Here is a 12,193-nt window from a genome sequence, read left to right on the forward strand (position 1 = left end):
CGCTCGAGGGCCCACCTCCACCTCATGGCGCACCTCGCTCTCTGGTGGGGAACCTGACCTCGTGGTGGGGAACCTGACCTCGTGGCGGGGAACTTGGCCATCGACCCGTCACCGGGGTAGCCCTGGGGCCAGGGGAAGCTCCGCCGGCGCCGGATCCGTCCCGGGCCAGCGCTTCCGGTTCGACTCCGCCAGCCCGGTCTGCAGGTCCGCCAACGGCATCGCGTAGAGCTGCTGGACCACCCGCTCGCGGAACCGCCACCTCGCCTCGCCGTCGCCCTCCGCGCTGAAGACATAGGTGTCGTTGTACCGGAGGGCGATCATGACCGTCTCCTCACCGATGGCGAGCTCGGCGTGGGCCGCGACCACACCGGTCGCCGTCCCGTCGTCACCGAACTCGAGGACCTGCGAGTGCGGATAGTGATAGGTCGCGCCGAACATGTCGGTGCGGTGCCGGTAGTAGGCGACGACCGGCTCGCGACCCTCGATCCGACCCTCGACGGAGTCGAACACCGCGTCCTGGGTGTACATCGCCTCCACGGCATCCCAGTCCCGGTCGTCGACCGCCATGGCGTAGCGCGCGGCCAGCTCCTGCAACGCCGCTCGGTCCTCCAGGCGGCGGACGCGTGCCTCGAGGTCGGGGGTCCCTTCAGCAACGGAGCCGCTCACGCCGCCCACCCCTCGCCCGCAGCCGCCACGTGCCCCCGGCCCTTCCGTCGGACCAGCCCCCAGGTATGGGTGAGGTAATCAGCCCGGGTCACGAGGTCCTTCACCCGCCCGACCATCTCCTCCTCCATCTCGGGCGCCCCGGTCGGGGTGATGCGGACGTCGAGCTCTGCGGCGTACTCCAGGGTCACCATCAGCGACACGGCCGGCCCCAGCCGCTCGTGGACGGTGATGGCGCCGTGGTATGGGATGAGCACGGTGTGGTTGTCGCCCAGGGCCGGCCCGACGGACTCGAAGTCGTCATCCGGACACATGGCCGTCTCACCGGCGAAGAAGCTGGCCAGGTTGTGATAGGTCCTCGGCGGCCGGGCCATGGCGCAGAGCGCGGTGATCCACGGGCCGTGGGTGTGCACGATGGCGTTCACGTCGTCCCGCTCGGCGTAGATGCCCTGATGGAAGTCCGCGCCCAGGCTGATGGTCCGGTCGCCGTCGACCTGGTTGCCGTCGAAATCGATCTGGACGACGTCGTCAGGCGTCATCTCCTCGAACGTCTTGTCGAGCACATTCATCCAGAACGTGTCGGAGTCCGGGTCGCGCATCGAGACGTGACCACCGATCTCCGAACCCAGGCCGTAGGTCGCGAGGCCCCGACAGGCCAGCGCGATGTCGTGTTGTGGTGTGCTCATGCCCGTCTCCTCACGTCTCTCCTCACGTCGACGCCTTCCAGCCGGCTAGTCGGCGCTCATGCCGCCGTCGATCACGTGGACGGCCCCGGTGATCCAGGCCGACTCGTCGCTGGCGAGGAACAGCGCCAGGTTGGCGATGTCCTCCACGGTCCCGAGGCGCCCGATCGGGTACTTCTTCGTGGCGTTGGCGAGCCCCTCCTCGATGGTGGAGAACTCACCACCCGAGCCGGCTCCCTTCTCGTAGACCGCGGTGACCAGCGGTGTCGGCGCGGTTCCGGGGGCGATCGCGTTGAACCGCACGCCGTGGGGACCCATCTCGACCGCCGACTGCTTGGTCATCCCGATCACGCCCGCCTTGGCCGCGGCGTAGGGGAAGATGCCGGGTACGCCGACGATTCCGCCGACGGAGGCCTGGTTGATCACCGAGCCCCCGCCACTCTCGATCATCTGGCCGACGATGGCTCGCTGGGAGTACCAGACGCCGGTGAGCATGACCGCGATCACCGTGTCCCACATCGCCGGATCGCAGTCGGCGACGGTCCCGGTCCCGGCGATGCCGGCGTTGGCGTAGAGGACGTCGACCGGTCCGAACGCCTCGGCGGCCCCGGCGGCCAGCGCATCGCACTGCTCCAGCGAGGTCACGTCCGCGGCGATCGCCACGGCCGTCCCGCCGGCCTCGCGGATACCTGCCGCCTCGGCCTCCAGCGCCTCACCCGGCAGGTCGGAGAGCACCACCTTGGCCCCCTCAGCGGCGAACAGCCGGGCGCTGGCAGCGCCGATCCCCGAGGCGGCACCGGTGATCACGGCCACCTTGCCCTCCAGGCGTCCAGGTCGTGCAGGGTCGGGCATCAGGGTCGGCTCCTTCGTCGGTCAGCGGATCTCGGTGAACGGGTCTGCGGTCAGCGGGTGATGGTGAAGTCCGTGGTCTCGCGGTCCCAGGTGTCCGGGGTGATCCCGTCCTCCCGCAGCCGGTACTTCTGGATCCGTTGGGACGGGGTCTTCGGCAGCTCGGCCAGCAGTCGGACGTAGCGGGGGACGGCGAAGTGGGCCATGTGGTCGTTGCAGAACCGCACCAGGTCGAGGGGATCGAGGTCCGCGTCCGGGCGCGGGACGACGGCGACCATGACCTCCTCCTCCGAGAGCTCGGAGGGCACCCCGTACGCAGCGGACTCGATGACGTCGTCGTGGGTGTTGATGACCCGCTCGACCTCGAAGGAGGAGATGTTCTCGCCGCGCCGTCGGATGGCGTCCTTCATGCGGTCGATGAACGTCACGTAGCCGTCGGCGTCCATGCGTGCGCGGTCGCCGGTGTGGAACCACAGGTTGCGGAAGGCGTGCAGCGTCTCCTCGGGCATCCCGTGGTACTCGCTGATCATCACATCCGGGTACTTGGGGCGGACCACGATCTCGCCGGCCACGTCGACATCGCAGACGTTGTCCTGCTCGTCGTGGATCTCGACCTCGAAGTGCGGCGAGGGTTTGCCGCAGGTCCCGATCCGGGTGTCGTCGAGGGTGTTCTGGAGGGAGATGGAGGTCTCCGTCATCCCGTACACCTCGATCAGGCGGAGGCCGAATCGCTGCTCGAAGTCCTCCCAGATCTCCACGGGTGCGGGGGCTCCGAAGGCCCGGGTGACCGGGTTGTCGGCGTCGTCTGGCTGCGGCGGCTGCTTCATCAGCATCGTGAGCAGTGCGCCCTGGTAGTTGAAGGCCGTGATGCCACGGTCCCGACAGGTCTGCATGAACCCGCTGGCGGAGAACCGGTTGTCCATGATCAGGCTGGCGTCGGCCACCATGGCCGCGAGGACCGAGGTGTACTTGGCGTTGATGTGGAAGAGGGGGAAGACCGTGTAGAGCAGGTCGTCCCGTCCGTAGCGGCACAGCCACGCCGTATGCCGTGCGGCCATCAGGTTCATCCGGTGGGACAGCACGACCCCTTTGGAGGGGCCCGTGGTGCCGGAGGTGTAGAGGATCACCGAGGGGTCGGAGGCCGAGAGGTCGGCCCGCCAGGCCGGACCGTCGGCGTACAGGTCCTCCAAGGCGTGGAGCGTCATTCGTGGCGGGAGACCGGTGTCGGTCAGGTTCCCCGCGGGAGAGGTGAGGTTCCCCGCTGGGAGGTGAGGTTCCCCGCCGGGAGGTGAGGTTCCCCGCTGCGAGGTGAGGTTCCCCGCTGGGAGGTGAGGTTCCCCGCCGGGAGGTGAGGTTCCCCGCTGCGAGGTGAGGTTCCCCGCTGGGAGGTGAGGTTCCCCGCCGGGAGGTGAGGTTCCCCGCTGCGAGGTGAGGTTCCCCGCCGCGTCGGTCGGGCTCCCCGCGTGGACGATCACATGGCGGAGGTCGGGGAGATCTTCTGCGATCTCGGCGACCCGGGGCAGGTACTGGGCGTCGCAGACCAGGGCGGTCGCCCCCGACTGGCTGATGATCCAGGTCAGCAGGTAGCCGCGGTTTGCGGTGTTGACGGGCACCTCGACCACGCCGGCCTTGCAGAGGCCGAACCACACGTCGATGTTCGCGACATCGTTGTCCATCATGAGGCAGACCCGGTCCCCGGCTTCCAGACCCAGCTGGCGTAGACCGGCGCTGATCCTGTCGGACCGCTCGTGCAACTCGGCGTAGGTCCGGGTCAGGCCCGCCACCTCTACCGCCACGCGGTCGCCGCTGCGCTCGGCCGACTGCTCGATCATGGCACCCAGCACCCACGGGGCGTCGGCGGGTGTGCCGTAGGGGTCGCTGGTGGCGCTCATCGGCCCACCTCGCATCGCCCGCGTCGGGCGTCTGCGTCCAGCGCCGGATGGCAGATCACCGACGCGCTCATCGGGCCACCTCGTAGCCGGCGGCCTCCCGGTCCCAGACGTCCGCCGGGAGCCCGGCCTCGCGGAGCTTGTACTTCTCGACCCGCTGCGACGGGGTGCGTGGGAACTCCGCCACGGCCACCACGTATCGGGGGACGGCGAAGTGGGGCAGGTCGGTCTGGCAGTGGTCCAGCAGGTCGACCGGGTCGATGGCCTCTCCGGGTTGGGCGATGACGTACACCGCCACCTCCTCGCCGCTGACCTCGTCCGGTACGCCGACCACCGCACAGGCCGCGACGGCGTCGTGCGCGGCAACGACCTTCTCGACCTCGAAGGAGGAGATGTTCTCCCCGCGCCTGCGGACCGCATCCTTCATCCGGTCGACGAAGTGCAGCCCGCCGCCCGTGTCCAGCCAGGCTCGGTCGCCGGTGTGGAACCAGAGGTTGCGGATCGCCTCCAGCGTCTGAATGGGCATGTCGTGGTAGCGGTCGAAGATGGCCCCGGGCCGCCGGGGCCTGACACAGATCTCCCCGGTCGTCCCCGCGGCAACCGGGCGGTCATCAGCGTCGTGGATCTCGAGCTCCACATACGGCGCGGCCCGGCCGCTGGTGCCGATGACCCGGTCGTCGACGGCGTTCATGGTCGCGATGCCGAGCTCGGTCGAGCCGTACACCTCGACCAGCTGCACACCGAACCGGGCCTCGAAGGGCCGCAGGAGCTCCGCAGGGGCGGGGGCCCCGTACGCACAGCGGACGGTGTGATCGCGGTCGCGGTCGGACGCGGGTTGCTTGAGCAGCATGGTCAGCAGGGCGCCCATGAAGTTGAACGCGGTCACACCCTCCTCCCGGCAGGTGTCCCAGAAGGTCGAGGCCGAGAAGCGGTCGTGGAGCACCAGTCGGGCGCCGCACACCATCGACGCCAGCACCGAGTTGAACTTGGCGTTCAGGTGGTACAGCGGGAAGGCGCTGTACAGCACATCGTCCGGCCCGTAGCCCATGATCTGGATCGTGGTGCGGGCCAGCGTGAAGTCGGCGGCGTGGCTGCGGACGACGCCCTTCGATGGCCCGGTCGTTCCGGAGGTGAACATGATCGAGGACGGGTCGAACGGGTCCACCTCGACGGTGACCGGGGCGGAGGAGACACCCTCCAGCACGCTCTGCAGACCCGCATCGGCGTCGACCACCACGATGTGCTGCAGATCGGGCACATCCCCGCGGACCTGCCGGACCCGCTCGGCCAGCCCGGCGTCCACGACCACCACCCTGGCACCGGAGCGGTGCAGCTGGTCCGCCAAGAGGGCGCCGCGGAGCGCCACGTTGAGTGGCACCTCGACGAACCCGCCGGCGCCGACCCCGACCCACACCTGCAGGAACGCGACGGAGTTGGTCATCACGAGGGCGACGCGATCACCGGGTACCAGCCCTCGATCCGCCAGGGCACGCACAACCTGGTTGCCTGCCGCGTGCAACTCGCCGTAGGTGACGGTACGGCCGGCCACGGAGACGGGCACGGCATCGGGTGTCTCGGCGGCCCGCGCGGCCACCACCTCTGCCAGGGTGACGCAGTCCCGCGTGATGTCCTGCGGGTCGGCGAGGGCGGTCCGGCTAGTCACGGCCCACCTCGATCCCGAGCGCCGTCCGGTCGACGGAGTCGGGTGTCACCCCGTCGGCACGCAACTTGAACTTCTGCACGCGCTGGGAGGGGGTCTTCGGCAGCTCGGCCATGATCCGCAGGTAGCGGGGGACGGCGAAGTACGGCATCTGCTCGACGCAGTGGGCGAACAGCTCAGCCGGCTCCACCGTCACGCCCTCCATCGCGACGACGGCCACCATCACCTCGTCCTCGGTCAGCTCGGAGGGGACCGCGTAGGCCGCTGCCTCCAGCACACCCGGGTGATCCTGGACGGCACGCTCGACCTCGAAGGAGGAGATGTTCTCGCCACGTCGGCGCAGCGAGTCGGAGATCCGGTCGGTGAAGGTCAGGTACCCCTCCTCATCCATCACGCCGCCGTCGCCGGTGTGGAACCAGAGGTTGCGGAAGGCCTCGAGGGTCGCCTCGGGCTGCCGCCAGTAGCCCTGGAACATGCCGAACGGAACCGCCGGGCGGGCCACGATCTCACCGCGAACCCCCGGTGGGCACCGATGTCCCTCGGCATCGTGGACCTCGACCTCGACGTGCTCACACGCGCGCCCCATCGTCCCCCGCTTCACCCGACCGGGTCGGGGCGCCGTGGCCGGCCCCAGCTCGGTGGAGCCGTACACCTCCAGCAGCTCGACCCCGAAGCGTTGCTGGAACGGCTCGATGAGGGTCGGCGGCGCCGCGGCGCCGAAGGCGACCCTCAAGTCGTTGTCGGCGTCGTCGTCCCGCTCCGGCTGCCGCCACAGCAGCTGGATGATCGCCCCCATGTACCCGAACCACGTCGCCCCCGTCTCGCGGACGTCGTCGAGGAAGCCCGAGGCCGTGAACCGCTCACGCAGCACGGCTGGGGTGCCGCCCCACAGCGACGCCGTCACGACGGCACTCCGAGCGGTCACGTGGAACAGCGGGAACATCGAGTAGGCAACGTCCCGCTCGGTCAACTCCAGGATGTCGATCCAGGCCCGAGCGTTCCACAGCGCACTGCGATTGTTGTGCATGACACCCTTAGCGGGCCCCGTCGTCCCGGAGGTGTACATGATGTAGAGGAGGTCGTCCTCGGCCCGCTCGGTGAACGGAACCGGGTCGGCCGCCAAGAGGTCGTCGAACGTCGTCGTCTGATGCGCCGACTCGCCGCCGCCACGCGGGGCCGGGTCCACCGAGCCCACCACGATCACCGACCGCAGGTCGGGAAGGTCCAGGCCGTCCAGCCGCTCCACCCAGCGGGCGTGGACCACCAGCGCCGTCGCCTGGGAGCTGGCCAGGATGTGCCGCAGGAACTCGCCCTTGAGCGCGGTGTTGATCGGCACGTCCACCGCCCCGCACCAGGCGATCCCGAACCACGCCGCCACGTAGGCAGGGGTGGGGTCGAGCATCGTGGCAACCCGCTGGCCGGGCTGGATCCCCAGCGTCGAGAGGGCACCCCCCACCCGGGCCGCCCGGTCACGGAGTTGCCCGTAGGACAGGTCGCCCGTGGCGGCGATGATCGCGATCTCGTCCCCGAACCGCTGGGCCCGATCCTCGATCAGACGACCGAAGACCCAGGGGCCGGAGTAGACACGGGACACGTCGGGAATCTACCAAACATTCGGTTGAATCCAAGGGCAACTTGGCTCTAGTGTGCGAGGACGATGGCCGCTCCCCGATCGTGCTGAGGTCGTGTCATGACACGCGTGCTCATCGCTGGTGCCGGGTCGCTCGGCACGGTCTACGGCGCCTTCCTCGCCTCTGCCGGATACGACGTCCAGCTGCTGGCGCGACCGCCGCACGCCCGGCAGATCGAGCGGACCGGCGGGGTCGAGGTCCGCACCGACGGCACTGCGATCCAGGCCGGACTGCAGGCAACGGACAACCCATCTGCCGTGGCGCCGGCGGACATCGTGATCCTGCTCTGCAAGGCCCCCGACACCGACGACCTGCTGGACAGCGTGCAGTTCCTGGCCGACGACGTCCGCCTGGCGCTGTCGTTGCAGAACGGGACCGTGGGAGCCACCGCCCTGCGGGCGTGGTGCAACCCGACCACGGTGGTCGGCGGCGTCAGCATGGTCGGCGCGACACTCATCGCGCCGGGCATCGTCGCGCACACCTACGACGGTCCGACCTACCTCGGGCCTCGAGGCGAGACCGGGGCTGACGCGCGCCACCTGCTCGGCGCCCTCGCCGCCGACCTTGACCGCGTCGGGCTGCGGGTGACGCAGACGGAGCGAATCGAGTCCGTGGAGTGGTCGAAGCTGATCCACGCGAGCCCGTCCATGGCGCTGACCGCACTGACCCGACTGGACTTCCACCACCTGTTCGTCCAGCCCGAGCTCGCCGACGTCTTCCTGGACATGATCCTCGAGGGCGTCGCCATCGCGACAGCATCCGACGTCTCGATCGACGACTGGCCGCAGATCCTGCCGATCCGGACCCTGGCAGACCTGCCGCGTGAGGAGGCCCTGGACCGGATCCGCGGCTTCGGCGACCGGCTGGTGGAGGCCGGCCAGACCGACGTGCGGATCTCGATGCTGCAGAGCGTCGAGCGTGGACGTACGACCGAGGTGGAGGCCATCCACGGGCACTTGGTCCGCGCGGCGGAGACGGCCGGGGTCACGGCCCCCGTCACCCAGGCCGTGTACCGGATCCTGGCCGGTCTGGATCGGACGTTCGCATGACGACGGCCATGTCTACGAGCGCTGCCGAGGACGTCATCGTCGCCTACTTCGAGGCCATCAACGGCGAGGACTGGGCCGCGTTGCAGCAGGTCTATGCCACCGACGCGGTGGTGTCGCCGCCTGGCGGCGAGCCCATTCGTGGGCGACCGGCCATCGTTGCGTGGTACCAGGCCGTCTTTCGCCGCTTCCCGGACCACACCGACACGCCCGTCCGCACGATCGTCGCGGCCGATGGCGGCGCGGCGGCCGTCGAGATCGAGTTCACCGGACGCACCACCGCCGGCAGGCAATTCGCCGTCACCGCGGTCGACATCTTCGACATCGCAGATGGCCGCATCACCGCGATGCGGAGCTGGCTCGACACTGCGGCGTTCGCCGCTGCAACCCAGGACGTGACGCCATGACTGACACCACGCAGGAACTCATCAGCTCCGACCTTCTCGACGCCTTCGAGGGGTTCGTCCGAGGTGATCCCTCGATCGACCGTCACCCCGTGTTCGAACGCTGCCGGACGGAGGCCCCGATCTTCTACAGCCCCGCCCTGGACGCCTGGGTCGTCACCCGGCACGCCGACGTGCGTGAGGTCCTCGCCGACGAGGAGCGCTTCGCCACGCTCCGCGAGGGTCCGGGGTCCCCCGTCTACGGCAACTCGGTCCTGCAGTGGCGCGGGCGCGAGCACCAGAAGAAGGGCGGGATCGTCGCCAAGCGGCTCCGCAGCGCCCGTGCGGTGGAGGAGTTCGACGGGTTCGTGGCCCAGACCTGCGACCGGCTGGCGGCTGATCTGATCGAGCGGGATGGCCCGGTCGACCTGAAGTCCGAGTACGCCATGTGGATCCCCCTGCTGGTCATCGGAGAGCTGCTGGACATCGACGGCGCCGAGCAGTTCCGCGACTGGTACCACCACATCTCCGCGGGCGGCGTCTCCTCGATCGGACACCCGGAGAAGCGCGAGCGAGCCTTCCAGGCCCTCCACCAGCTGTGGGACTTCCTCGACCCGATCGTGGAGCAGCGGCGCCGCAAACCCGGGGATGACCTGCTCTCCGACCTCTGCACCGCCACCTACGACGGCGAGCCGCTGCCGGTGGAGCAGATCCGCGCCCTGACGGGATTCCTGCTGACGGCTGGGGTCGAGACCGCCGAGCGGGCCCTGTCGAGCCTCTTCGTCCACCTCTTCACCACGCCCCACGACCTGGCCGCGTTGCGGGACGACCCCAGCAAGATCACGAGCGCCCTGGCCGAGTCGCTGCGGATCTTCCCACCCGTCCACGGCACCACCCGCAAAGCACTCGTCGACGTGGTCATCCACGACGTCGAGATCCTGGCTGGCAGCCGGTTCGTGCCGCTGATCGTCTCGGCCAACCGGGACGCCGGCCTCTTCGACGACCCGCACACGTTCCGTCTCGATCGCTTCAGCGACAATCCCGAGCGGCAGTTCACGGGCGCCGGGACGATCCTGCCATTCGGGGCGGGGCGGCATCACTGCACCGGCTCGCAGTTGGCGCGGATCGAGATGCTGCACGCGGTCCGCGCGCTGCTGGAGGTCGCGAGTGACGCCACGTTCGTCGACGGGGAGCCTCCGGGACCGGACGGGTTCCTGCTGGTGTCCCCGGACCGGGTGGACGTGACCCTGACCCCGGCGGCGCGATGAGTCCGACGACGCGCTGGGCTGTCGTCGGCGCCGGCTCCGTCGGCAGCGTCGTCGGCGGCCATCTCGCGCTGGCCGGCAACGACGTGACGCTCGTGGACGTCAACCAGGTCCACGTGGACGCGATCAACCAGCACGGCCTGCGGTTGGGCCGTCCAGGCCTGGAGGACGTTGTCGTGCCGGTCCCCGCGACCACCAACCCGAGGGGCGAGCTCGGCGAGATCGACGTGGCCATCTTCCTCTGCAAGAGCTGGGCGACCGGTGACGCCGCGCGCTCGGTGGAGCACGCGCTGGCCGCCGACGGGTGGGCGGTCACGATCCAGAACGGCCTGGGCAACGACCGTCGTCTGGGGGAGGTGTTCGGCCCGGAGCGGGCAGTCCCGGGCACCACGACGGTGGGCGCGGTGACCCACGGCCCTGGCGAGGTGTCGGCGTCAGCCGGGACGGCAGCCGGCGAGTCACTGACCGAACTCGGTGCCCCAGCCGGGGCCGACCAGGTGCCCGAGGGTGTCCGGGACGTCGCCCGGCTGATGACCGAGGCTGGCTTACCCACGACCGCCTCGGTCTCGGCAGACGTGGTGATCTGGACCAAGCTGGCCATGGCCGCGACGATGGCTCCGCTGACCGGCATCCTGCGTCGCACCGTGGAGGACGTCTTCACCGATCGGTGGGCCCGTGGGCTGTGGGAGGACATCTTCGCCGAGGTGGTCGCGGTCGCCCGGGCCAGCGGCGTCGACCTGGACGTCGAGGCCGTGCACGCGCACGCCTCGGTGACCTACGGCTCGGTCGGCCACCACATCACCTCCATGGCTGCCGATGTCGTCGCCGGCCGCCGGACCGAGATCGGGGCGATCGCCCACGAGGTGGTGGCCGAGGCGGAGCGGCTCGGGGTGGAAACTCCTGTCCTCAGCACGGTCGGACGCCTTGTCAGCGCCTTGGAGTCCTCCTACGACCGCGCGCTCTGACCAGAACGCCCCGTCGGATTCGGCACCAGCTACGACCGAGGCACGATCGGCCGTACATCCCGTTGCGTAACGGCATAGATGAACGGCCTGGGCACCTCTGCCGTGACCTCTTCGATCCGCTCCCAATGACGCATCAGGATCTGCGCCATCTGCCACTTCGACTTGTTGCCGCTCGTGGTCAAGCAGAAAGCCGCCACGCCATGGTCGAGAAGAGCTCGGCGCTCACCCGGCCGACTTCGGATCTTCTTGTCACGCATGATCACGATCCAACCCTCCCGGCCCGCGATCGGCAGCCATTCGTCATCCGGAGTGGACGGGCTGATGGCCGGCGGGCACTCAGGGTGCCCGGGATGGATCACATCCGGTCGCAACCTGGCGAAGGCGATGGCCGGCCCGAGAATGCTGGCGTCGAAGTAGTAGGCCATCCCACCCAGCCGCCGCGAGAGGGCTACCTCTCGACCAGCGCCTCCCCACGAGCTGACTCGAAGCGGATCGCATCCTCGACGTCAGCCAGGTCGAGATCGTAGAGCCCACCGATGTCAGCCATGGACTCGCCGGTCTGGAAGAGCTCCCAGAGGATCTCGGTCCGGATGCCCCCTGCCGTGGGGATTCCGAACGACTGCAGTGGGTCGACGATGACGCGGTGGTTCTCCGGATCCGGTCGTAGGCGTCGGGCAATGTCTCGCTCCCAGACAACTGCGTTCGCGAAGCGGTCGACGACGGCCGGAATCAGCAGCTGACCGGTAGACGCCAGTTCGACGGCTCCATCGTCGTCGGCCAGCAGCGTTCCATCCGTGGTGAGTGGCTGGAAGTGCGCGAGCGGATACCGAACCTCTGGATGACGGGACCGGAGGCCGGCGAGCGCCAGCCGCATGTGCTGGATGGAGACCTGCCGATCGTCGCGCAGAAAGGACAGGTAGGCGGCACTGACGAACTCTCCCCACCTGACGCCCACATCCTCTCGCTCCTCTCGGAGAACCGGCGGATAGGTCTGAGCACCGCGATCGAATCCATGAATCCAGTTCCGGAGTGTCTGGGGAGGGAGACGCAGCAGTCGCGCGGCCTCGGACACCGCGTACAACTCGCGGTCCAGGATCTGGAGTAGCTCCGGATGCACGTCAGCAGACACGACACCAGTGAACCACGATGGGGTGACTTC

General features: G+C 69.3%; 12 protein-coding genes. 4 read left to right on the forward strand and 8 right to left on the reverse strand.

Features of this window, described 5'->3' with window-relative positions; all coding sequences use genetic code 11:
- Positions 1–108: 108 nt before the first annotated feature.
- The 6 genes from C1746_RS07825 to C1746_RS07850 form a co-directional block, all read right to left on the reverse strand.
- The gene (locus tag C1746_RS07825) at positions 109–666 is read right to left on the reverse strand and encodes a nuclear transport factor 2 family protein (protein WP_162867512.1); all 558 of its coding nucleotides are present in this window, start codon (positions 664–666) and stop codon (positions 109–111) included.
- The gene (locus C1746_RS07830; RefSeq protein WP_116714070.1) at positions 663–1,349 is read right to left on the reverse strand and encodes a class II aldolase/adducin family protein; all 687 of its coding nucleotides are present in this window, start codon (positions 1,347–1,349) and stop codon (positions 663–665) included. The genes C1746_RS07825 and C1746_RS07830 overlap by 4 nt, the downstream gene beginning before the upstream one ends.
- Before the next feature lie 45 nt (positions 1,350–1,394).
- On the reverse strand, positions 1,395–2,198 hold the full coding sequence (locus C1746_RS07835; RefSeq protein ID WP_116714071.1) for an SDR family NAD(P)-dependent oxidoreductase: 804 nt from the start codon (positions 2,196–2,198) through the stop codon (positions 1,395–1,397).
- Positions 2,199–2,248: 50 nt separating this feature from the next.
- On the reverse strand, positions 2,249–4,087 hold the full coding sequence (locus C1746_RS07840) for an AMP-binding protein (protein ID WP_162867513.1): 1,839 nt from the start codon (positions 4,085–4,087) through the stop codon (positions 2,249–2,251).
- A gap of 67 nt (positions 4,088–4,154) precedes the next feature.
- Complete coding sequence (locus C1746_RS07845) at positions 4,155–5,747, reverse strand: AMP-binding protein (protein WP_116714073.1); 1,593 nt, start codon at positions 5,745–5,747, stop codon at positions 4,155–4,157.
- The gene (locus C1746_RS07850; RefSeq protein ID WP_116714074.1) at positions 5,740–7,338 is read right to left on the reverse strand and encodes an AMP-binding protein; all 1,599 of its coding nucleotides are present in this window, start codon (positions 7,336–7,338) and stop codon (positions 5,740–5,742) included. The genes C1746_RS07845 and C1746_RS07850 overlap by 8 nt, the downstream gene beginning before the upstream one ends.
- A 96-nt stretch (positions 7,339–7,434) precedes the next feature.
- Between C1746_RS07850 and C1746_RS07855 the strand changes: the two genes are divergently transcribed.
- Genes C1746_RS07855 through C1746_RS07870 form a run of 4 tightly spaced genes read left to right on the forward strand, consistent with a single transcriptional unit; the run spans position 7,435 to position 11,034 of the window.
- The gene (locus C1746_RS07855) at positions 7,435–8,424 is read left to right on the forward strand and encodes a ketopantoate reductase family protein (protein WP_116714075.1); all 990 of its coding nucleotides are present in this window, start codon (positions 7,435–7,437) and stop codon (positions 8,422–8,424) included.
- Positions 8,425–8,432: 8 nt separating this feature from the next.
- Positions 8,433–8,828, forward strand: coding sequence for a nuclear transport factor 2 family protein (locus C1746_RS07860; RefSeq protein WP_162867514.1), 396 nt, complete (start codon positions 8,433–8,435; stop codon positions 8,826–8,828).
- Complete coding sequence (locus C1746_RS07865) at positions 8,825–10,072, forward strand: cytochrome P450 (RefSeq protein ID WP_116714077.1); 1,248 nt, start codon at positions 8,825–8,827, stop codon at positions 10,070–10,072. Before C1746_RS07860 ends, C1746_RS07865 begins: the two co-directional genes overlap by 4 nt.
- Positions 10,069–11,034 (forward strand): ketopantoate reductase family protein, encoded by a 966-nt coding sequence (locus C1746_RS07870; protein ID WP_116714078.1) that lies wholly within the window; start codon positions 10,069–10,071, stop codon positions 11,032–11,034. Before C1746_RS07865 ends, C1746_RS07870 begins: the two co-directional genes overlap by 4 nt.
- A gap of 29 nt (positions 11,035–11,063) precedes the next feature.
- Here the strand turns inward: C1746_RS07870 and C1746_RS07875 are convergent, their stop codons facing one another.
- Both C1746_RS07875 and C1746_RS07880 read right to left on the reverse strand, forming a co-directional pair.
- Positions 11,064–11,459 carry a PIN-like domain-containing protein gene (locus C1746_RS07875; protein ID WP_116714079.1) on the reverse strand — a complete coding sequence of 132 codons (396 nt, stop codon included), beginning with the start codon at positions 11,457–11,459 and terminating at the stop codon, positions 11,064–11,066.
- A gap of 23 nt (positions 11,460–11,482) precedes the next feature.
- On the reverse strand, positions 11,483–12,163 hold the full coding sequence (locus C1746_RS07880) for a DUF433 domain-containing protein (RefSeq protein ID WP_162867515.1): 681 nt from the start codon (positions 12,161–12,163) through the stop codon (positions 11,483–11,485).
- Positions 12,164–12,193: the final 30 nt, after the last annotated feature.

It is taken from the genome of Euzebya tangerina (assembly GCF_003074135.1).
GTDB classification, from domain to species: Bacteria; Actinomycetota; Nitriliruptoria; order Euzebyales; family Euzebyaceae; genus Euzebya; species Euzebya tangerina.